Here is a 23,481-nt window from a genome sequence, read left to right on the forward strand (position 1 = left end):
TCCAGTTTAATGCGTCATGTTTTTCCATAGATCCGTAATTTTATGCAAGAGCACCATGTAAATCAATAGCAAGATAATTTCAATCCGAATGGAAGGAGCCAGTCGAGAATCAAAATTTTCCAAATTAAAGATCCTAAAGACACAAATAAAAAAACCAATTGATGCCATTGTTTTCGCAAAAATCATCGCATGATCTTTTTCAAACCATAACATATACGCTGCAACAGCATTTAAAACAATTGTACAGAAAACTAAGATACTAAGCCAGTCAAATTCCTCCGAACCTTTGAGGCCGAATATACTTTCTGAAATAGGATAGTCAATAAACAGGTACAATAAATACTGAACAGCGATGCCAATGCCACGCAGGAAAAATATCCAACAAAAATATTTTATCCATATGGGTAATAGGTCTCTTCTCCTTTGAGGACCAGTTGGTAAATAGATATCATAGGTTTGTTCCATAATTTTAGCTTGAAATTAATCTTGAAATGAAATTGACACTTATTTATTTCACAGAATTAAACATTGTAATCTACAATTAATTAATGAATATTTCCTTATTATCCCGACTATTTATATTGGCATTAATATTGTTTCTTGGAGACCAAAATATTGAAAACCGTTTAGATATGAGAAAACTGATTTTTGGACTATTTGCTTTATCATTAGGACTTACTTCATGTGTTAAAGATGAATTCAACGTACAAGAAGAAATAAACATTGTAGGAACAGAATGGGAGGGAAGCGGTCAGATCAGCACAGAATCAGATACCGTCGATTTAAGTTTAAATTTTTTAAAGGACGGTCTCCTCAATGCAACCTATGACACAACAGCTTGGGAAGGAACCTATAATTTCGACCTAGAAACCCATAAAGGCATAATAATAGACTCGGCAAGTAGAGAAATTCCATTTCTGATTAAAGCAGACATCCTAAAATTAGTCATCCTAGAAGGAGATACCATCCAACTCCAAAAAATTAAATAACATCTACCTTTATAATATTAAAAGCTGATTTATGTTAAATCAGCTTTTTGCATTTTGGGGTGGGCAGGGGCGACATATTTGTAGCACCATCGGTTTACATTAAATAGCCCCAGCGGGGCGATATGTTTGTAGAAACATCAGTTCACATGAAATAGCCCCGTTGGGGCGACATATTTGTAGGAACCCCAGAGGGGTTCAATATTAGTAATAAGCAAATCAATAAATAAAAACGCCAATCCAATTCAATCGCTTTAGCGATTGAATTGGATTGGCGTCTAATTATCTTGTCCAAATTTCTACTAATATTAAACTCCTACGGAGTTTCCGTTATGATCATTGAACATTCTTTCCGCAACCATATCTCCCCCCATCATTCCTTCCATTTCTTCAACCAGGATTGTTCCGCCTTAGTCAATGAATTGACATCTGGCACATATTTAGAATTTGGAATATACCAATTCAAGCCCTCATAAAACGCCTTTAAATCCTTATCATTAAATACATATCCTCTGCGGGCATACGGTAAATTCCTTATTATTTTACGTTGTACAGAACTTAATGGTTGATCAATATTTATATTATCCTGTAAATAAATTGAAACCGGTAGATAAAAGTCCGTACCATTGTTTTCAAGGCCATTTATATAATAATTAATACCATAAATAGTCAATTCACCTTCTGGTCTGAAATTCTTCTTTTGAAATTGAATAGCCCCTTTTTGGATGAAAAATTCAACTGCATCCTTATCCTTTATTGAATTGACATCAGCTTTAATATCCTTCATCTTGCCAACCCCATTAATGGTCCAATCATTCTTTTGTTTGAAGAATGTTTTCGGAATATTGAACTCCTCAAAATCACCCATATCAACGATAAGAGTAAAATCATCGATTTGCTTATTTGCCCATCTATTCGCAGCAGTCAGGACATAATCAAAATGATAATTGTAATCAATACTTCCAGAAACATCGAAAACATAGGTATGCTTTACAATATTCTTTCCGGGCTTGAACATCGCTTTAAAGTGATACACATAAAAAAAATCGACTTCATTGCCGCTCGTGTTTCCATCAAAGGTTTTTAAATCAATAGACTTAATCTTTCCATCATTATTGTATAAGGAATCAGCAACATAAGCAACTTCATAATTCAATTTCTTATCATTCATGATCACCGTAAAATCCCGCATATATGGATGCAATCCTTTCTTCGGAGCCCCATCTACATCACCATTAGGAGATATAGCCTCAAATCCAACAATAATTTCCTTCGCCGCTGATGGGTTGAAAAACTCATAATAAACAGAAACTTCAATAAACTTGTTATTTACCTTCTTGACCTTCAATATTTCTTTTTGGACAGAAATATCACTTTCCAGAATTGGAATTAATTGATTTCCAGCAGCAAAATAGGCCCCATCATTAGCTAATAATCCCAAATGTAGAAGTAGAGTAAAGAGTAGTAAAATATGTCGTTTCATAGATATTGTGATTTATCGAACTTCCTTTTGACCAGCAATGCCTTTTTTCCCATTGCTTTAAATTATTTGGTTCGCTTTCTTGTCCTTTAAAAATAGTAAAATACTTAATAATAAATTAATAGACGATAGATTGTTGATGAATTCTTGAGCCGTAGCTAATCCCATTCCGCTTGTTCCTCCTGTGATCAATGCGTACTTGTCTGTAAATCTTTGCATAGTATTTTATTAGTTTTATAATGCAAAGATTGAAAAGTGTGGGCTGGTAGAAAATCCGAATCTTGCTGAGTTTATGGAGGGAGGGGGGTGATTTTTTTTGGACTATTACCCGAGAAAAACACAGTTTTTATTTTGCTGTCCAATATTTTTCTTTTAAATATTCTGTCTTTTTTATGTCGCAACCCAATACAAATATTCTATATACAGGTCTATCTATTCCATAATATGGTATTTGATCTTCAAAAAACGTTATTTCCATTGACTGTAATATGTTTTTTAAATCCTTTATTTTATTTATATCTGCGGAAAAACCTATGCAATGTGTCCTTGCCCATTTGTCAGACTTAATCTGATTAAAAGCATATTCGACAATTTCACTCTCTGTCTTGAAGCATTTCAAATTGTCTTTTTGTCCACGTTCTATATAATACCATACATAAAGTCCGTCTGATTTGTCAATCCCAAAACCTTCATAAATACTACTCCCGCTTATTGAATAACTATTAAAGTTGAAGCAGTTTTCTTTCATCCAATTTTCAAGTTCGATTAAAGTCTTGGGTAAATAAACGATATGCATGGATACAGGGTATATAATGAAATTATTCTTTGTATTAACTTTTTTGGATTACTATGTAAAACCTTTATACTGAAAATTTATGATTTATCTATTGTTGATCTACTAATTTCAATCTCAATAGAGGATAGTTTCTTCCTTGCTCGTCCTTATCAGTTCTCTCAAAAATTTCAAATCCAAATTTTTGATAAAATTTCAGTGCTCTTGTGTTCTGCTCATTTACATCTACCTTGTCTGCATTAAGTTCTTTGACTGCGAAGTTTAATAATTTCTGTCCTAGCCCTTGTCCGAAATATCCTGGGTCTAAAAAGAGCATTTCAACTTTTTTATCCGCAACAGCAATAAAACCCGATATTCCTTTTTCCTTTACTAAACAAAATACCTGAAAATCATTGAAATTAATTGTATTGACTAATTCCTTAATTTCTTTAAAATCAATTGGGGTCAAGAAATCGTGTGTCGCAAGAACTGATTTTTCCCAAACAGTCAAAACTTGTTGTTTATATGTATCGGAATATTTGATAATTTCAAAGTTCTCGGTATGCATCATGTTAATATATTTACTGAGGGCTGTTGTAAAATTAAACAAAATATCAACTGTATCTATACCAATTGCATCTGCTGGAAGAAAAACTGTTTTCTGGAGAAGAAAAGGGGAATGATCGGAATATTTTCGGAGGGGGGGCTCAGCCGCATAATTCTTGGGCTTTAACTAATCCCATTCCGCTTGTTCCACCTGTGATTAATCCCTATTTGTCTTTAAAATTTTGGATAGTTTTTAATTGTTATATAATGCAAAGATTGAAAAATAGGGGCTGGTAAATAGTCCTAAACTTGCTGAGTTTATGGAGGAGGGCATTATTTACAGGTATCTAACATAAATAAGAAATATTTCGGCGATAAAAACTTTAACAAATTAAATAACCATATTTTGGTTATTCACCAAAATATGGTTATTTTTATTTGAACATAAATCAAAACCCTTGAATATACAGCCTGGATAAAAAAGAAAAAGTAAAAAGGGATGAATATTATCATCGAGGATGATTATCTGGCAAATTTGGTTAGTAGCTATCCAAACACTGTTGGCAAACGTAAGTTTCCAATTGAGGTTGAAAAAAAATTTGTTCAGCGTATTAGTCAATTAATGGCCGTACCTACTGAAAATGACCTAAGATCGATTGGAGCATTACATTTTGAAAAACTTTATGGCGAATATAATGGCAAATACTCAATACGAGTAAATAGATCCTGGCGAATTATATTCAAATTAGATAAAGAAGGACAAATAAATGTCCTATTTATAGAGGAGTTGAATAATCATTACAAAGGCTAATCTTTATTCATATCCTAAAAAGGAGCAAAACAGAATATGAACTACACAATTAACGACAGCAAAGGAAATGTTTTAAAAATTAAAGCGTTTCATCCAGGTATTTTTCTTCAAGAAGAGATCGAAGCCAGAGAATTGCTGAAGAAAACAATTGCACAGCAACTGGAGATCTTACCAACTAACCTTAGCGAAATCTTTAAAGGTAAAAGAAATATTTCTCCTAGACTAGCAGTAAAGCTTGAGAGGGTTCTTAATATAAGTGCCGAATACTGGTTAAACTTACAAATGGCTTGGGATTTACAGAAAGCAAGAGAAGAAGAGTATGCTTAAAAATATTGACTGATTAATTTCAGGATATTCGATTATTGAATAAATTCAATTACTACTTGGGTGAGGGATTGGCTCAGCCCCACAATTCCCGCACTCCATCCCTGAGCCATCCCTTGATGGGGGAGGCTTCATACAAATCAAAGCCCGTTCGCTGTGCTCACTCTGTTTTGTTGTTTTTGAAGGAGGACGGAGGGATTGGCTCAGCCCCACAATTCCCGCACTCCATCCCTGAGCCATCCCTTGATGGGGGAGGCTTCATACAAATCAAAGCCCGTTCGCTGTGCTCACTATGTTTTGTTGTTTTTGAAGAATTTGCTCAAACAAGTTTGGCAAAACTTCAAAAACAACAAAACCTCGCTATTGCGAGGCTTTGATTTGTTTGGCGGAGAGTGAGGGATTCGAACCCCCGAACCTGTGACAGTTAACGGTTTTCAAGACCGCCGCATTCGACCACTCTGCCAACTCTCCGCGACAAAAGTAGAAATTTTTATACGCTCTCCAAAACTTAATTATTATTAGCCTGAAAATGAGCCCGATTATTTTTATTACAGCCGTAATTAACCCGTTTTTCCGTTAAAAACCCCTAAATTTATTTACAACATTTACTTTTTTACTTATTAATGCCGACTTTAGCATAAAGTCATTTTCAGCATGAAAAAATTCATTGTCCTCCTATTTTCATTATTCAATATCGCCCTTGCACAAAAATCAAATCTTGCTTTTGAAACCAAATTTTATAATGCTGAAGACCAATGGGTCGTTTTTAATAAAAAAGATAAACAAAATACCTATGCCCTAGGATTTATTTACCTAGATCCACAAAGCGGATATACCTACAAGTATGAAGGCGAACTGGAATATAAAAACAATAAATTCCATAAAATTCCTAGACTCGATACCTCTTCAAATATTATGGTAAGACTCGATCCCAATACTTTTGATGTCCTGCCGCTGAATGATGAACAAATAAAATACCTTCAACTGAATCCTCAACCTGAATGGTTGAAAACGTATAAGGAAAATAGTGATTTCCTACAAAACCGGGTGCAACGAGCATCTTGGATGAATGGGGCAGGAGCTAGCATCAAAGCCCTACCAATTCTCCAAAAAGCATATCAGGAAGACCCGCATTTTCCGGGATTGGAATTTGAATTGGGATATGCCTATAATGCAACAGGAAGCTTCTATAAGGCTGTTATTGTTTTGAATAAAGCCATAGAAAATAATCCCAGCAATTTCTGGTATTATAGGGAACTCGGTTTCTCCTTAAAACACTTGAATAATCTTCCCGAAGCCGAAAAAGTATATAGAAAAGGAATTGAACTCGCATCTGATAAAACTCAAATTGCAGAAATGGCCATCAATATGGCGCAAAGTTATTTTCATGCCAAAGACAAACCCAAATTTGATGAATGGAAAGTCATCGTTGTCCAAAATTCTGAACCTGACTCTCAATACCGTGCTTATCTAAACTATTATGAAGAAAATTGGTATAGAGACCGTTGATATAATACCTTATAACCAAAATAATCATGTTAAAAGACCAACTTGAAAAACTTAGATATCCAATTGGAAAATTCAGCCAACCTGAACATATCAATCAGGAAACCATCGATTCCTGGATTAAAACGATTGCCAAATTCCCTGAATACCTGCGTAATGAAATTCAAAAATTACAGGATAAAGATTTTGAATTGACGTATCGGGAAGATGGCTGGACCATTAGACAGTTAATCCACCACTGTGCAGATAGTCATATGAATAGTTTTATTCGTTTTAAACTGGCATTGACTGAGGATACTCCTACCATAAAAACTTATAAGGAAGATCTATGGGCAAATTTGCCTGACAGTAATATGCCAATTGAAAGCTCCATGAAAATTTTGGATGGATTACACCAACGTTGGGCAACACTATTATCAAACCTTTCCCAACAGGATTTGAAAAAACAATTTCGTAATCCTGAATCCAATAAAATGATTAGTATTGAAACTGCCATAGGAATTTATGCTTGGCATTGTAATCATCATCTTACCCATATTATCAATGCAAAAAAGCTATAGATAAGCTTGAAATCCTGCATAATTCTAATAAATTCAGTAAATTTAAGATTCAAAACTATCTAATAATGGAACAAATAACCCTTTTCAAAAGTGCTAGTCAAGCAATTGATAACCTAGATAATGGTGGTCAATTCTATAATATTTTTACTAAAGCTGATGATGACCTTATTTCTCAATCAGAAGTGTCAAAAGTGGCCGGAGCAAGCCTACAAAAACAAAAGGCTGTATTGTTTTTAAATCTGGCAATGTCCAAATTATCAGCTAGGGAACAACAGGAAATTGAAGGGAGATTCGATGATAAACTTTCTGATAATTTCCAGAAATATAATCCGCAATCAATAAATTCGAATGCTGAATTAGAATCCTTGGATGCTGGAACTGGAGTGATTATTAGTGGTACCCCTCGAAAAATCGAAGGCGAAGGTATCATTAGTGGTTTTATCTCTATTCCCGTGATCGATGTTTTTACATTAATCCCAATCAGTGAGACTTATATAGTTTATGAAATTAAAGATGAGGTATCCGGAGAGGCTGTCCTTGTGGCACATGATAAAGACGCAGGCTTATTGCCTGAATCTCCAATTAAAATTGCCGGAGTTATCAAACAATTTCAATTAACGCAAGAAGATGAAAGTGAATTCCAAAAATTTATCGAGGTAGATTTTTATACGGAAAATATTGGGTAAACCTTTTCCCAATTATATGGTATTTCAATAATAAGAGCGACAATTTTGTCGCTCTTATTCATTATTTAAATTAAATTATGCAAGATTATCTTAGTCTATCAATTCAAATTCTGCTTCTTGAACATCCCTCGAATTGGTTCCTATATAAACCTTAAACTTCCCAGGTTCTGAAATAAAATCAAGCTTTTGATTGTAAAATTTTAAATCTTCTTCACTGATTTCAAACTCTACGGTTTTCGATTTTCCCTTCTCTATCCATACTTTTTGAAAGCCTTTCAATTCTTTAACTGGTCTGGTTTGTGATGCAACCAAGTCCTGAATATATAATTGAACCACTTCCTCACCATTATACTGCCCATTATTTTTGACCTGAACAGTAATTTTAAGCTTATCTGATTTATTTATTGTTGCCTTCTCCAATTTCAAGGGACTATACTCAAATTCAGTATAGCTTAATCCAAATCCAAATGGATATAAAGGTTCATTGCTCACATCTAGGTAATTGGATCTAAATTTCTGGAACCATGCTGATTTTGCTAATGGACGACCTGTATTTTTCTCGCTGTAGTACATTGGTAATTGTCCTACATTCTGCGGAAATGTTGCCGGTAATTTTCCTGATGGATTTACATCCCCAAAGAGTACATCCGCAACTGCTTTTCCGGTTTCCGTTCCCCCAAACCATACATTGAGAATGGCTGGAACATGTTCTTGTTCCCAAGTTAGGGTTAATGGTCTTCCAGCAAATAATACCAAAACTACGGGTTTACCTGTCTTTACCAAGGCTTCCAATAATCGTTTTTGGCTCTCCGGTATATTTAAATCAGTACGACTTGAGCTTTCTCCGCTCATCTCAGAACTCTCACCCAAGGCTGCTACGATTACTTCCGCATTCTTGCTAACTTCCAAGGCCTCTGCAATAATTGCTTCAGATGAACGATTATCACGAGGAATGCTACGCCCAAACATGGTGGAACGCTCTTGTAATGCAGGATCATCCGTCAAATTTGCCCCCAAGTGTGTCACAATATTCACTTTATCTCCAAGTACTGAACGCATTCCTTCAACAAGGGATTGGGTGTTTTCTAAATCAGCACTCACACTCCAGGTTCCCGGCATATTTGCCCCTGTATTTGCTAATGGACCAATAACAGCAACTGTACCCTGCTTTTTTAATGGTAGGGTATGGTGGGCATTCTTTAATAAGACAAATGATTTCCCGGCAGCTTCTCTTGCCAATTTTAAATGAGCTGGAGTTAATAGCTCTTTCTTTGCTCGATCTTCATCACAATATTTGAAAGGATCTTCAAATAACCCTAATCTATATTTTGCTTCTAGAACATAGCGACATGCTCGATTGATTTCTTCTTCTGAAACTTTCCCTTCATCCAATGATTTCTTTAAGGTGGTCAAGAAGCCTTCTCCCACCATATCCATATCCACTCCGGCCTTCAAGGAAAGTTCTGATACTTTCTGAAGATCACCAAGACCGTGGTCTATTAATTCATTGACAGCTGTATAATCTGTTACGACCAAACCGTTGAAGTTCCAATCTTTACGCAATAAATCTGTCAATAACCAATGATTTGCGCTTGCAGGAACTCCGTTGATATCATTGAAGGAAGTCATCACAGACATCGCTCCAGCATCAAGGGCTGCTTTATATGGAGGTAAATATTCATTGTACATCCTATGTAAACTCATATCCGTCGTATTATAATCTCGACCGGATTCGGCTGCTCCATATAAGGCAAAATGCTTTACACAAGCCATCAAGGTGTTATTTTTACTTAAATCATCGCCTTGATAGCCTAGAACCATTTCTTTGGCGATACGAGAACTCAAATAGGTGTCCTCACCACTTCCTTCTGAAATTCTTCCCCAACGTGCATCCCTGGAAATATCAACCATAGGGGAAAAGGTCCAATTTAATCCATCTGCGGATGCTTCCGTAGCTGCTACACGGGCAGTTTTCTGAATTAAATTCATGTCCCATGTTGCTGCCAATCCCAATGGAATCGGAAAAATAGTCTTATATCCATGAATAACATCCATCCCAAAGATGATAGGTATTTTTAACCTCGATTGATTCACTGCTAATTCCTGGGCTTTCCGGATTCTGGAAGGGGAGGTCATACTAAAAATTCCTCCAATATTTCCCGCTTTAATCTTTGACTCTACATCTGTTGATACAACAGAACCCGTTGTCGCCTCGCCTGCAGTTACCAAATTCAATTGACCAATTTTTTCCTCAATCGTCATTTTCCCCATCAACTCATCAATGAATTTTCCCATCTTTTGGTCTGCTTGAGCAAATACCAAATGACTGCTGAAAATTAGTCCTGCACAGATGATGTTTCTAATTAATCTCATTCTCTTCAATTCTAAAAACTCAGCCCATTGCTGAGCTGAGTAACTATTTCTAACTATTAACTATTTCAGATTGGGACTCTGAAATCCTAATTTCTTCAATCCAGATTGTATCTCTGGTGCCTGCATAAACAAGTTCCAGATTAATCCAGATCGGTAATTTTCCATCATCACGACGATCGGCCCTTGGTCAATCGCTAAATATCGTTGTGGAAACCAATTCTCGGTTTCACTGTAAGCATCATAAAAACCATATTTTCCCCATACTTTATCGCCAAGCTGGTTGAATAAGTATCTGGCAAATGCCATACTTTCCTTCGGCGTATATGGAGTAGAAGATAGGGCAGCTGTAGGACTAATAACGGATTTATCATTGTCTGGATGATGTGCATCATACCCTTTTATAGAATAAGATGCTGTCCAACCCCAACCTTTGTCCGATCCATAGCCTTTATATTTATTCGGGTTCTCATCGGCATAGGCAATATTGATCTTAGCATGATTGACTACCACTTCTCCATAATCTACATATGCATCCTTTAAACCAGTTGGATTTAATCCTAAGAAGGAGTAATGCGCCCAAAATAAAGGTCCTACCTGACCTTCCTTGGCATTGTGTTTTACCCCAATTGGAATATTGAATTTCTTTAAATCGGATTTTATCTTACCATTTCTTGCCCAGCCTTGATTGTAAACTGCTGTGTCAATTGGATGAGTAGGTGAGGAACCGGCTAAAACATAGGGTACCAAACATTCATCATAACCTTGAATCGGATGGTTCATGCCGAAATCATGCGTAGGACTCCAGTGCCATAATAAAACATTCTTGCCATTGGTATAATGGTTCCAATCAACAGACTTCCAAAGATCGTCTGCCTTCTTTGCAATTGATTTTTGTTCCTCAGACCCGTTCTTCAGGTATTCCCGAACAACGATTAGTGATTGAGCTAAAAATGCAGTTTCCACGAGGTCACCACCATTATCCTTCTCACTAAAGGCTTTAACCTTTCCTGTATCGCCATGATACCAATGGGACCAAGCTCCTTTAAAACGTGGTATTTTCCCAAGAAAATCCATAATATGGTTTAATCGATCTTCACCTTCCTTTTTACTGATGTATCCTCGTTCCATACCGACCACTAATCCCATGATTCCAAATCCGCTACCGCCAATGGTAACGACATTTTCGTCATTCTCAGGATAAACCCCATCAATATGAATCCTTTCTCTCGCCAAACCCGAATTAGGTTCAGCCCCCTCCCAAAAGTATTGAAAGGTTTGTGCCTGAATTTTGTTCATCAAGGAATCATTAGATAAGGAAACGCTATCCGCTGAAATACTGTCTTTTTGGTTTTCCCCTTTTTGTGTGTTCTGACAGGATGATAACCCTGTTGCTGCTAGTAATAATGCAATTGTTAGTGTCTGTAGCTTCATATATTAAATATTTGGAGAAGTAAATCCTAATTTTTTTAATCCATTTTTGACTTCCGGACTTTTCATCAATAAATTCCAGATTAATTTGCTGCGATGATTTTCAATCCCAATGATAATTGGTCCCTGATTAATCGAAATAAAGCTTTCTGCAAACCAGGCTTGGTCCAAGGAAAATCCATCCTTAAAACCATATTGCCCCCATAAACGGTCACCCAGCTTATAATAAAAAAACTCTAATGCCTCTTTTGATTCTTTTGGAGTAAATGCCATGGATGTTAATGCCGCAGTAGGGCTAATTATCCCAAGGTCATTACTTGCAGACATCGCTGAATAACCATTTGGAATATCTCCCGCTGTTAAACCCCAATTGGAAGAAGAATATCCATAATATCCCTTCGGATTGGATATGCAATAAGCTCTGTTGATTAAGGTCTGATTCTTAACTTGTTCTTCATAATCTGCATGTGCATCTTTCAACCCAATTGGATTGATCCCTAAAAAACTATATTGTGCAGTAAACAATGGTCCGCCTTGATCTGGCCCTAAGGGTAAAACTAAATTGAAAAAACTCTTCCCATTCTTGAATTGACCATTTCTTGCCCAACCTTCGTCATAAACCTTTTTCTCAATGCCATGTTGACTACTTCCTGCAGCTAATACATAGGTAATCAAGGATTCGTTCCAGCCCTGGATTTTTAGATTCATTTCCCAGGTATTACTAGGACTCCAATGCCAAAATAAAACGTTCTGCCCATTTTGAAAAAATTTCCATTCTACAGCTTGATACATTGCATTGATGTCCGCAGTGACTGTTGCATCCTGAAAATATTCTCTAGCTACAAATAATCCTTGAAAAAGGAGGGAAGTTTCTACCAGATCTGCTCCATTATCCTTAGTGCTGAAGGGCTGCGTTTTTCCAGTGGCACCATTATACCAATGTGAAAAGGCTCCATGATATTTATCAGCTGACTTTAAAAAGGTAATTATCTTTTTCGTCCTTGCAAGTCCCTCGGCTTTTGTGATAAAATTCCGATGAACGGCAGTAACAATAGCCATTAGACCAAATCCGGTCCCTCCGGTAGTTACTGTTTCTGTTGAGCTATTTCGTTCCCGAATCATCCCTGAGTTAGGATGCGCAAAATCCCAGAAATAACTGAAAGTTTGTTTTTGAACTAAATTCAAAAGCTCTTCCTCAGAAATCCGCTTGAATTTATCAGATTGATCTATAGCTGTATTGAATACAATATTATATTGCTGTTTTAAGCTATTGTTCGAAGTGCTTTTTAAGGAGTTCTTTATTAATATTTCGTACTTAGATAAAGCTAGGAGAGGCTTAGAGGGAGTTATGGAAACTCTTTTGCCTCCATCAATAAGTTTTACGCTGCTTGCCATGGTAGCCTTATCAGCGTTTAATAATTGAATTGTTGAGGAAAAATCTTGACTTGCAAGGGTCTCGTCAAAATCAATGATTATTTCAGGGCTTAATGCAATGCCTTTGGAATTGATCTGCAAATCTTGATTACCAACCTTTACAGAACTTAAGGTAAATCCAGATTCCGAGGGGTTGTTCGGAGCATCACTCTTGGAACAAGCCAAGAAAAGAAAACTGAACAATAGTATTGTGGAGTAAAGATTTCTCATGCTTGAAATTTTATAAATAAGGGAAGATCAGACGACCTTCCCTCAAATTGTATGAAAATCTACCAGCCAGGATTTTGAACCATTTCTGGTGTTTGTATTAACTGATTATTTGGAATTGGAAACAAATATTGCTTAGCTTGAAATGCTTTTCCTGCAGCTTTCATTGCTGTTTCTGCTTGTTTTGTCCTTACTAAATCAAACCAACGGTCATGCTCCATCGCTAATTCTAAACGACGTTCTTTCCATATAGCTTGACGAATTCCTGCTTGACCAGTTGCTGTCGTATTTGGTAATTTTACACGATTACGAATAGCATTCAATGCTGACAACGCCTCTGCAGTATTTCCTAACTCATTCGCAGCTTCTGCTTTAATTAAGTACACTTCTCCCAATCGTAAGTACCTTAGATTCTTGTCCGTATCTCCAGCACCACCATTGGCAGATGAATATGCCTTTTCATTGTACATTTCATTTTCCGTATTTCCAATCTTGACACCGTCAAACATGGTTTCATTACGGAAAATTATGGTTGCATCTCTTCGGATATCATCCTTTTCTGCGTTGAATGCATCCAAAAGGTTTTGTGATGGTGTATTAAATCCCCAACCGATTGCCGCCGTACCACCACGAGGTCCTTGCGTTTGAGAATATTGTTGGATACCATGGGCAATTGAGGATCCTCTAGCTTGAATTTCAAATAAAGATTCGCCGCCATTTTCACCCTCTAATCTCCAAATTTTCTCATAATTTGGTTCTAAACTATATTCACCTGAATTTATTACAGCTTGAGCCATATCATAGGCCTGTTGCCATTTTCCTTGATATAAGTAAACTTTCGATAATAAGCCTTGAGCAGCGCCTTTCGTCGCACGACCCAAATCTTTGCTCGCATATTTTGACTTATCAGGAAGATTACTGATCGCAAATTGAAGGTCTGCTTCGATATAAGCATAAACCTCAGATTGAGGTACTCTTTTTATCAAATCCTGTTCTTGAATAGGAACATCACCCCAACCACGAACCAACCAAAAATAATTTAAAGCTCTCAAAAACCTTGCTTCTCCAATATACCGGTTCTTTAAGGTTTCATCCGTCAAACCAAATCCTTCGGTATATTCAATGGCATTGCTAGCACGACCAATGGATTTGTACCATTGTTCCCATAATGCTGCAAATGACCCTGCAGTGGAGGTATAAGTCAAATTATCCAAAATATCCTTGTCGCTACCTGTATCTGTAGGTGAGGAACCTTTATCTGAATTATCGGAAATTATCTCTGTAATCCCTAAAAAAGAAAAACCATAATTCCAATCTGTGAACATCCCATAAATACCATTGATCAAAACCTCCGGTGAGTAATTCTGATTACTATCTTCAGCCTCAATTATTTCTTTAGATGGTACGTCTAGAAAGTCCTTGGCACAACCCGTCATTAAAAGACCTGCAGCTGCCAATAATGCTATATTTAAATTTCTGAATTTCATATTTGTCGTCTTTAATGATTTAGAACTGTACATTGATACCAAACAAGAAGTTTCTTGTAGTTGGATAAGCCGATAATTCTATACCCGAGGTCAACTGTGGATTTCCATCACTAGGGATCTCAGGTGAGAATCCTGTATATTTTGTGAACATAAATGGATTCTGAGCCGTAAAATACAACCTCATATTTGAAGTCGAATTGTATAGCTTTTTGAAGGTATACCCCAAGGTGATATTGTTAATTCTGAAATAATTTCCTGATTCTAGGTAATAATTTGAAGCATAAGAATCTCTATCTGCACCAGGATTGATATTCGAGTTATTTGTTGGAGTCCAACGGTTCAAATAAGTTTCCTCGGTGATATTTTCACCACCATTGATCCGAGTACCTTTTAATGCATTATAGATTTTGTTTCCTGCAACACCGTATCCTGAAAGTGAAAAATCAACAGATTTGTAGTTGATACCAAGGTTTACACCATAGGTTGATGACGGCATATAGGATCCAAAAAATACTTTATCTCTATTATCGATTACGCCATCATCATTTTGATCTTTGTATTTCAAATGGCCAGGTCTTGGAGTACCATATTTTACACCATTGTCAATTTGATCTTGATTCTGCCAAACCCCATCTGTTTCCCACATCCACCAACCATAAAGTGGTTGATTTGCTTTAATCTGTTTAGTAATCTGTCCATTTGAAAGACTTCCTCCATAAGCTCCATCATATGCTGGTTTTACCTCTTTCAACTCATTGTGGTTGTAGGCATAATTAACACCGATATTGTAATTGAAATCCTCAGAAATAGAATTTTTCCAATTTAAAACGACCTCAATACCATTGTTTCTAACCTTACCACCATGGTCATAAAAGTTATTCGAGAAAGGTGAATTTAAGATTGGAATCACATTCATTAATAAATTGGAATTCAATTTATCATAGTAATCAAAGGATCCTGATAGTTTTCTATCAAACATTTCAAAGTCTAAACCAACACCAGTCTCATAGGTTTTTTCCCATTTCAAAGGCATTGCTGGGCTACCAAATGCTGCTCCTAATACCAAATCTTGGTTCGGGCCAAATACATAATTTAAGTTCGAACTACCGTCAGCAGTTAATAATTGTGATACGTTCAATGGAATATCCTGATTCCCTAAAACACCCCAGTTAGCTCTTAATTTCAAAAAATTTAATACTGTGTTATCTTTCATGAAATCCTCATTGGAAATCGTCCAACCTATACCAAACGAAGGAAAGTTCTCAAAATAATCACCTGTAGATCTAAAAATACTAGAACCATCTCTTCTGAAGGTTGCTGTGGCATAGTATTTACTGTTATAGTTGTACTGAACACGGCCAAAATAGGAAGCTAATGCAATCGGTGTATAGAAAGTTTGGTTCAGAATTTTGGTATATTCTGGATCGGCCATGTCAATATTCCAATATTGTTCTTGTGCTAATAAATCATACCCTGTACCAGATAACATATTGCTGATGTTGTACTTTTCTCTAGAAAAACCTGCTACAGCGTTCAGTTGATGACCATTAAAATTCTTGTCAAATGTCAAAAACGTTTCCCATTGCCATCTAAAATCTTCATTCTTTTTATAACTCAAACTGTTGTTTGCGTATTGGGTCACATTCGGATTATCATTTTTTAACTTCTCGAAATCAGCCTCTGTTCGCAGCGGACTACCATTTAACCATGCATCCTTGATATCCGAAAATGTTCTTTCGTTGCTGAAAATCTTTGTTCCACCAATACGGGAATTGATTTTTAAGAAATCTAAGATCTGGTATTCACCTTCAATACCTCCTTGAATACGAGTGCTATTATTTAGCTGATTTGCTCTTTTAATCGCATAAATTGGATTACCAATGGAGTTTAAATTACCAGTGGACTCGCCTGGCTGTGTTTGATAGCCTGCGATTCCAGTAGTCGTATTATAAATAGATGTACCATAGCGACCATTATCAAACATCACTGGTGCCAATGGAGTTTGACGATAGGCATCATTGAATGAACTATATGGCTTTGGAGTAGATTTATTGAATGAAAGATTTAATGTCTGATTAAATTTAAGTTTGTTGTTTAAAAACTTGTAAGTGTTGTTGTTTCTAATTGTATTTCTTGAAAATTTGGAACCATCTAAAATTCCATTTTCAGTGAAGTTATTTACACTTACAAAATAATCTACGATTTCAGATCCTCCTGATAAGTTAATGGCATTATTATAAACTGTACCATTTTGCAACATCTCATCAAACCAATTGGTATTATTGCTTTGGCTTGTATTTAATAATGTGCCTCTTCCGATACCTTTAATATTCTCATTGTAATATTCGATATATTGGGATGCATCGGCCATTTTGACTTGATTCAGCATGTTTTTCATGCCTACATAGCCTTCATAACCAATTTTTATTGATCCCATTTTTCCTTTTTTAGTCGTTACCATGATCACCCCATTGGATGCACGAACACCATAAATAGACGCCGAAGATGCATCTTTTAAGACATCAATGGACTCAATATCAGAAGGGTTAATACTATTTAAGTTGTCCATCGGGAAACCATCCACAATATAAAGCGGATTACGGCCAGCCAATGCAGTACCAAGACCACGAATGGTAACTTGTGGTGTTGATCCTGGAGCTTCTGAAGCAGTCACATTTAGACCCGCAACTTTACCTTGAATAGATTGCATCGCCGACATGGCCGGTTGTTTAACAATATCTGCAGCTTTTACACTACCAATAGCTCCCGTTAAATCAACCTTCTTTTGAGTACCATAGCCGACCACGACTACTTCCTCTAAAGCTAAATTCTCATCATCCAAGAAAACATTGATTTGACTCTTATCGCCTACGATAATAGTCTTTGAAACGAACCCTACAAAAGAAAATACTAATGAATCAGTAGGAGTAGCCTCTAGGCTAAAACGGCCTGCCTCATCCGTTTGTGTCCCACCTGATTGTCCACTAATAGTAACGGAGACGCCAGGCAAAGCCATCATGCTTTGACTGTCCTTCACCGTTCCTGTAACGGTTTTGCTTTGTCCATATAGCCAGGTCATGCTGATAAGGAAAACAAAGGTCAGGGTAAATAACTTCCTCATATAACAAATGGTTTTAATTGAGTAAATAATGTTTAGTAGTAAAAAAGTGTGTATTCACTTAACAAATATGTGATGTATTGGTTTGTAATTGAAATTTTCCATATATACATTACTACTACATAAAAAAAATACTTTCTCAATCCCATGTTAAGAAAATATTAAAATATTGAAATTAATATAGATATGATTTTTATGTCATTCACAACTTGAACACTAAAGTGTATAAAATACACATATGGTTTTGCATCCCTATGATGTAGTGTTGTAGTAGTAAAAAGTAAATAATTACTAAAAATATTTTTAAAAATCTGGATTAGAATAGAGAATTTTACTAAAAATCAGCTAAAAAAAACAATTCTTTTAGCATAAGTGTCCTTCAGTTTTGAATCAAAAATTATTGAAAATAATAGGAGGGTGCAGACTGTTTTTTACAGCTCCAACAAGAACTCGGTCAAATTTTTTGTCGTAGGTAAATTCAATTTTTTACGAAGTCTATAGCGACGAATTTCAACTCCGCGAGTACTAATATTTAATAAGGATGCAATCTCTTTACTTGACATATTTAGTCTTAGATAAGCACATAATTTTAAATCATTCGGCACAAGCCCGGGATAGTCTGCTTTTAATTTCTTGAAAAAGTTTTCATGGGCCTCATTAAAGCTCTTTTCAAATAAATCCCAATCCCGATCATCACTGTGTGCCTCATCAATCAGTTTGCTGACTTTTCGAAGTTGGTCTTGACTTAACTTGTTCCCATTGGTATCATTAATATTGGTTAATTCATGGTGCAAGTTATTCAGCATTTCATTTTTATAGACAATATTCATTGCGGCATTGGCAAGTTCTCGATTCTTGCTTTCCAATTCCTGCTCCAATTGAATATTCTTTAAAGAGATTAATTTCTTCTCATTGGCCGCTGTTTCTCTCGCTAGGCGCTCTTCCTGTTCGGCCATTAATTTCATCTTAAGCTGTCTTTGGTGCTTCAATAAACGGTTTTCATAACCTTTCTTACCATAATAAAGGATTAATACCAACAACAGTAAATAGATTATTAAGGCAGGCCAACTTAAATACCAAGGTGGTAGAACTTTAAAACTAAAGGCTGTAATTTCAGATTTGATTCCATTAGGGGTAATTGCCCGCACTTGAAAGGTATAATTCCCAAATGGTAAATTGGTAAAATCCTTAAAAGCAATTTCCTCCCAACTCGACCATGCTTCTGTATAACCTTCTAAATAATACTGATACCGTAAGGATGCAGAGGAGTACCAAGGTGATGCAAATGAAATCCGAATATTGTTCTCATCATTCGGTATTTCAAGCTCCTCGAAAATTGGATAGGGCTCTGCCGTAGTATTCCAAATATTACTGATCAATGGTTTGGGAATATTCTGTTGAACAGGATATTGATTAAAATACAAGGCAAAACCATTGTCCAAACCTATGAGTGAAAGGTTATTGTTAACATTTAAGACTTGTTCGTATTCGTTCATCATCCTGCCTTTAAGGGAGTTCCATGAACTTGAGTCAATCTTTAGTTTACCATCACTCAAAAATTGAATCTTCGCTAAATGTGATTTCTTAATAAACCAATATATATTATTGGAGATCGGAATTACCTTATTCGCATTGGCGAAAGAACCTAATTGGTTATTTAACTCTTCATAAGGTTTAAATGCTCTTAGGATATTGTCATATAGGTAGAAGCCTGAATCACTGGCAAAGACAATGTTATTCGCTAAATCATATATCCCGTAAAGCTTGGTTTCTTTAGGCAAACCATTATTCTCTAATTTTAGTTCAGTTGCTTCCTGGTAATTTGGACTTAACTTAAAACTGAACACATTCTGATTATTACTTAGCCAAAAGCTTTCAGGACCCGATTGAATAATATTTCGAATTGGATCTTTTTTGTAGGAAAACTGCTTGATAAAATTTGCATCCGGATTACTCTGCATTAAACTCACGCCAGTATAATTCGCTTGAAGCCAGTAATTACTGTCTTTAATGGTTGCAAAATTCCAAGCCCCGGTCACTGATGAAATCTTGCGCATGCTATTCCCATCAATTATGAAAGTACCATTATTATGGCCGCAGATCAATTGTCCAGCTATATTCTGTAATTTCCAAACTTGTCCTTGGGAATTTGGGATTACCCGAAATTCCAAGGACTTGTAATGATCTACACCATTCCAGTCACTCACAAATAAACCTTGGTTCGTCCCTAAATATATCTTGTTTTTATAAATGATGGAGGTGTAAACCGTCCCTATGTTTCCCGTAAGATCTGCAAAATAGTATAATGGACTGTTGATATCGATTCGATCAATTCCATTATCTAAACCCACCCATAAATTGGATTGCTTGTCAATTGCTAGACTTAAAACCGTATTATTTTGAAGACCATTGTTCTTGTTGATATGCTGTACTATTTCTCCAGCTTGGTTAATGATGATTACTCCGTTTTGAATTGTACCAAATGCGTATTGATTTCCGTAAAGTTTTACTCCGCTATTGATCTGGTATTTTTTTAAGAAATCTTGAGCTTCAGTTTCCCAGGGCACTATGCTACCCTCTGAATTCAACTTGAAAACCCCATTTCGATCCGTCCCAATCAAAATTTCAGTAGAGCTATAAGGTAGCATAGTTAAGATATTATATCCTAACAGCTTATCCTTGTCTTTAAGTGGAGATAATTGATTCCCTTGAAAGCTAAAAAGCCCTGAAGGAATTTGTTCAAAAAACATCTTGCCATTTACCTGGAATCCAAATAAAAATGGCTCTCCATTGGCTGTTATAGTTTGAATTTGATTATTTGCATAAAGATAGCTTTTGGAGAATGTATGGAAGTATATCTTATCCCCATCATTGATTATTCGCCAGATCTCATCATTTTTTAATGCTTGCTGATCTTTTACAAGGCCTGATAAGCTTGTATAACTCATCTTCCCATAATCAGAGCGCGTCCAATAACCGAATTCACCTGCACCTCCTACAAATATCTTACCTGTAGCATCAATATAAACACTTCGAAGTCCGGCATGATTTTTCATTCGATGCAATTCCCATTCCTGGCCATTAAAGGATAGCAACCCTTCCGTATTGGCTGAGTAAATCATCCCATCGGGAGCTACAGCGATTCCCCAGTTTTGATTTCCGGCTTTATAGCTGGTCTTGGCGTACTGTTGAACAAATGGGGAGCCTACACGAGGGATGTTTTGCCCAAATGATGCTGCGAATTGTCCGACAGTCAGCAATAAAAGAATGATTGATTTAATTAATTTCATGTTATTCTGTCCTCAAATATAATAAAAGCTTGTTATGAACATTAAAATTGTCATTGGCTACTTAATGGAAAATCATTTAATTTGTATATGCTGAAGTTCGCAAATGCAAAAATTAACCTTGGTCTACATATCCTGAGCAAAAGAGAGGATGGATACCATGAACTGGAAACCATATTTTATCCAGTGAAGATCTATGATGTCGTAGAAATCCTTCCTTCGGAAAAACTCGAACTTCAAATCTGGAATTCAGACTTAGTCGCCGATGACCAAAACCTTTGTCTTAAAGCGTTTCATTTATTGAAGCAGGATCATCGTATCGATCCAGTCAAAATACATCTTTTAAAGAACATACCCATTGGCGCCGGATTAGGTGGAGGATCATCCGATGCAAGCTCAACCTTAGAACTTTTGAATAATTACTTCAAGTTAAACTTGAGCAAGAATCAATTGAAAAGCTATGCTGCCCAGTTGGGTGCAGACTGTCCATTTTTCATTGACAACCAAGCCATGTATGCTGAAGGCATAGGTACCGAATTAAGTGAGATCGATGTTGATCTTAGCGCATACCAGATTGTGGTCATCAAACCCGATATCCACATCTCAACCGCTGAAGCCTACAGAAATGTAAGTCCTATGACACCAAGTGTCAACCTCAAAGAAGCTATCCGACTTCCTATTCAAGAATGGAAATATCAGATAATTAATGATTTTGAAATATCCCTTTTTGACCGATACCCAGTAATCGGGGATATTAAAGCAATACTTTATGAAAAAGGAGCTATCTATGCTTCAATGAGCGGATCAGGTTCATCTGTATTTGGCATATTCGAAGATATCGACGGACTCGAGGAACTTAATAAATATGGAAATGTTTTTCTGCCTGTAAATTTATAAGTAAGCACAATGAAACAGCTCAAATTGTTACAACTAATTGTGCTATTGTTCAGCATGATAAACTCTGCCCTGGCACAAGAGATTATTCCTTTTCGATTAAACAATCATCATAATATCCTTGTAGAAGCTATAATAAATGAAGTTGATTCCGTAGAGTTGATGTTTCAAATTGCGATGCAGGAGGGTTCACTAGCTCCGGATCGGAAAAATCCAGTTCAATCTGTGAAATTTGACAGCACTGAATTTCCAGAAGGATTAAGCAAAGTAAACCAGATAAAAGTAGCCAATACTGTAATTGATAGCGTATGGATCTGGAACAATGAATATACAGGACCAGAAGCGGAAGGAAAAATTGGAACCCTGTTGTTCCAAGAGAAAATCTTTAAAATCAATTATTCCCAATCCCAATTCGAATTATATGATAAACTTCCATCAGTGGAGGGATACCATAAAATTCCAGTCAAAGCCAAAAACGGGCAATTATTCCTGCAATTAGCCAGCATTTTCGGAGAACAGTCTTTTGCAGATGAATACTTAATGCAATCAGGTTTTTCAGGTGCTATTTTATACAACAACCAACTCGCCGATACCTATAATTTGGCTCAGAAAATCCGCGTTTTGGAAGAAAAAACAATGACTAATTCGGCCGGACAGAAATTATCCAGTCTCATCTGTCAGATGCCTCAAATAAAAATTGATAGTTTCACTTTCAAAGATGTCCCAGTCAGTCTTTTTACCGGAGAAATCAAGAACCAAAAAACAAACTATATCGGTGCAGATTTGATTCGTCGATTTAATTGGATAATCGATATGAAAAGAGGATATGCCTATATACAGAGGAATGAAGCATTTTCGGATAAATTCTATTTTCAAAAAATTAAATAAAAAAACGGTAGCTTGTTCATTCTGAATCGAAGATGAAGAATCTATTTTGGTAAATATTGGTAGGGGCGTATCGCATACGCCCTTTTATATTTTTAATTCGCATACGCCATTTTTAATTCCCATACGCCCTTTTATATTTTTAATTGGCATATGCCCTTACACGTTTCATAGCCCTGTAAGGGCGACATATTTGTAGGAACCCCAGAGGGGTTCAATATTAGTAATAAGCAACACAACAACAAATACGCCTATTCAATTCAATCGCTAAAGCGATTGAATTGAATAGGCGTCTATTAATCTTGGACAAATTTCTACTAATATTAAACTCCTACGGAGTTTCCTTATCTACAAATATGTCGCCCCTACAGGGCTATTTCATGTGAACTGATATTGCTACAAATATGTCGCCCTTACAGGGCTGTTTCATTTGAACTGACGTTCCTACAAATATGTCGCCCCGCTAGGGCTGTCAAAACCATTTGACAACCAGAGGGATTCTGAGCGCAGCCGAAGAATCTGTTTAAATAAAAATAACGGGAAATTGTCATTCTGAATCGAAGATGAAGAATCTATTTTGGTAAATTTTGGTAGGGGCGTATCGCATACGCCCTTTAATATCATTAATATCGCATACGCCATTTTTAACATCCCATACGCCCTTTAATATCATTAATATCGCATACGCCCTTACACG

Annotated in this window: 19 protein-coding genes and 1 tRNA gene; 8 read left to right on the plus strand and 12 right to left on the minus strand. The window is 36.2% G+C overall.

What is annotated here, in order from left to right:
• Positions 1-6: 6 nt before the first annotated feature.
• Positions 7-465 carry a hypothetical protein gene (locus ACF3OC_RS10110; protein WP_094282086.1) on the minus strand — a complete coding sequence of 153 codons (459 nt, stop codon included), beginning with the start codon at positions 463-465 and terminating at the stop codon, positions 7-9.
• A 167-nt stretch (positions 466-632) separates the two neighbouring features.
• Here ACF3OC_RS10110 and ACF3OC_RS10115 point away from each other — a divergent pair, with 167 nt between their 5' ends.
• Positions 633-989, plus strand: coding sequence for a hypothetical protein (locus ACF3OC_RS10115; RefSeq protein WP_144043749.1), 357 nt, complete (start codon positions 633-635; stop codon positions 987-989).
• 370 nt (positions 990-1,359) lie between these two features.
• On the opposite strand, the gene ACF3OC_RS10120 is transcribed toward ACF3OC_RS10115, so the two are convergent.
• From ACF3OC_RS10120 to ACF3OC_RS10135, 4 genes are all read right to left on the minus strand, one after another.
• Positions 1,360-2,469 carry a YARHG domain-containing protein gene (locus tag ACF3OC_RS10120; protein ID WP_392471593.1) on the minus strand — a complete coding sequence of 370 codons (1,110 nt, stop codon included), beginning with the start codon at positions 2,467-2,469 and terminating at the stop codon, positions 1,360-1,362.
• Positions 2,470-2,526: 57 nt separating this feature from the next.
• Entirely contained in the window at positions 2,527-2,685 is a 159-nt protein-coding gene (locus ACF3OC_RS10125; RefSeq protein WP_218824002.1) for a hypothetical protein, read from the minus strand.
• A gap of 127 nt (positions 2,686-2,812) precedes the next feature.
• On the minus strand, positions 2,813-3,262 hold the full coding sequence (locus ACF3OC_RS10130) for a hypothetical protein (protein ID WP_094282088.1): 450 nt from the start codon (positions 3,260-3,262) through the stop codon (positions 2,813-2,815).
• 88 nt (positions 3,263-3,350) lie between these two features.
• Positions 3,351-3,809, minus strand: a complete 459-nt coding sequence (locus tag ACF3OC_RS10135; protein WP_392469149.1) for a GNAT family N-acetyltransferase — start codon at positions 3,807-3,809, stop codon at positions 3,351-3,353.
• A gap of 474 nt (positions 3,810-4,283) precedes the next feature.
• On the opposite strand from ACF3OC_RS10135, the gene ACF3OC_RS10140 reads away from it, so the two are divergent.
• Positions 4,284-4,595: a type II toxin-antitoxin system RelE/ParE family toxin gene (locus tag ACF3OC_RS10140; RefSeq protein WP_094282089.1), complete on the plus strand. Its 312-nt coding sequence runs from the start codon at positions 4,284-4,286 to the stop codon at positions 4,593-4,595.
• A 36-nt stretch (positions 4,596-4,631) separates the two neighbouring features.
• The gene (locus ACF3OC_RS10145) at positions 4,632-4,922 is read left to right on the plus strand and encodes a HigA family addiction module antitoxin (RefSeq protein ID WP_094282090.1); all 291 of its coding nucleotides are present in this window, start codon (positions 4,632-4,634) and stop codon (positions 4,920-4,922) included.
• Positions 4,923-5,302: 380 nt separating this feature from the next.
• Here ACF3OC_RS10145 and ACF3OC_RS10150 read toward each other — a convergent pair.
• Positions 5,303-5,390, minus strand: a tRNA-Ser gene (locus ACF3OC_RS10150).
• Between the two features lie 183 nt (positions 5,391-5,573).
• Here ACF3OC_RS10150 and ACF3OC_RS10155 point away from each other — a divergent pair.
• From ACF3OC_RS10155 to ACF3OC_RS10165, 3 genes are all read left to right on the plus strand, one after another.
• Positions 5,574-6,428 carry a tetratricopeptide repeat protein gene (locus ACF3OC_RS10155; protein ID WP_094282697.1) on the plus strand — a complete coding sequence of 285 codons (855 nt, stop codon included), beginning with the start codon at positions 5,574-5,576 and terminating at the stop codon, positions 6,426-6,428.
• 26 nt (positions 6,429-6,454) lie between these two features.
• Positions 6,455-6,985 (plus strand): YfiT family bacillithiol transferase, encoded by a 531-nt coding sequence (locus ACF3OC_RS10160; RefSeq protein ID WP_094282696.1) that lies wholly within the window; start codon positions 6,455-6,457, stop codon positions 6,983-6,985.
• Between the two features lie 65 nt (positions 6,986-7,050).
• Positions 7,051-7,671, plus strand: coding sequence for a hypothetical protein (locus ACF3OC_RS10165; protein WP_179221555.1), 621 nt, complete (start codon positions 7,051-7,053; stop codon positions 7,669-7,671).
• A 90-nt stretch (positions 7,672-7,761) separates the two neighbouring features.
• On the opposite strand, the gene bglX is transcribed toward ACF3OC_RS10165, so the two are convergent.
• The 6 genes from bglX to ACF3OC_RS10195 all read right to left on the minus strand — a co-directional run bounded on the left by bglX (position 7,762) and on the right by ACF3OC_RS10195 (position 21,008).
• Positions 7,762-10,044 (minus strand): beta-glucosidase BglX, encoded by a 2,283-nt coding sequence (bglX, locus tag ACF3OC_RS10170; protein WP_094282695.1) that lies wholly within the window; start codon positions 10,042-10,044, stop codon positions 7,762-7,764.
• 60 nt (positions 10,045-10,104) lie between these two features.
• Complete coding sequence (locus tag ACF3OC_RS10175) at positions 10,105-11,475, minus strand: glucoamylase family protein (RefSeq protein ID WP_094282694.1); 1,371 nt, start codon at positions 11,473-11,475, stop codon at positions 10,105-10,107.
• Positions 11,476-11,478: 3 nt separating this feature from the next.
• Positions 11,479-13,116, minus strand: coding sequence for a glucoamylase family protein (locus tag ACF3OC_RS10180; protein ID WP_392469150.1), 1,638 nt, complete (start codon positions 13,114-13,116; stop codon positions 11,479-11,481).
• Between the two features lie 59 nt (positions 13,117-13,175).
• Positions 13,176-14,600, minus strand: a complete 1,425-nt coding sequence (locus ACF3OC_RS10185; protein ID WP_094282698.1) for a RagB/SusD family nutrient uptake outer membrane protein — start codon at positions 14,598-14,600, stop codon at positions 13,176-13,178.
• Between the two features lie 19 nt (positions 14,601-14,619).
• Entirely contained in the window at positions 14,620-17,721 is a 3,102-nt protein-coding gene (locus ACF3OC_RS10190; protein WP_094282692.1) for a TonB-dependent receptor, read from the minus strand.
• Between the two features lie 428 nt (positions 17,722-18,149).
• On the minus strand, positions 18,150-21,008 hold the full coding sequence (locus tag ACF3OC_RS10195) for a triple tyrosine motif-containing protein (RefSeq protein WP_094281703.1): 2,859 nt from the start codon (positions 21,006-21,008) through the stop codon (positions 18,150-18,152).
• An 87-nt stretch (positions 21,009-21,095) separates the two neighbouring features.
• Here ACF3OC_RS10195 and ispE point away from each other — a divergent pair, with 87 nt between their 5' ends.
• Both ispE and ACF3OC_RS10205 read left to right on the plus strand, forming a co-directional pair.
• Complete coding sequence (ispE, locus tag ACF3OC_RS10200; RefSeq protein ID WP_094281705.1) at positions 21,096-21,902, plus strand: 4-(cytidine 5'-diphospho)-2-C-methyl-D-erythritol kinase; 807 nt, start codon at positions 21,096-21,098, stop codon at positions 21,900-21,902.
• Positions 21,903-21,911: 9 nt separating this feature from the next.
• A complete protein-coding gene (locus tag ACF3OC_RS10205) occupies positions 21,912-22,787 on the plus strand; it encodes a hypothetical protein (RefSeq protein ID WP_218823986.1) in 876 nt (291 codons plus the stop codon).
• Positions 22,788-23,481 lie beyond the last annotated feature (694 nt).

Origin of the sequence: Sphingobacterium cellulitidis, from assembly GCF_043187465.1 — a bacterium.
Lineage (GTDB): Bacteria > Bacteroidota > Bacteroidia > Sphingobacteriales > Sphingobacteriaceae > Sphingobacterium > Sphingobacterium cellulitidis.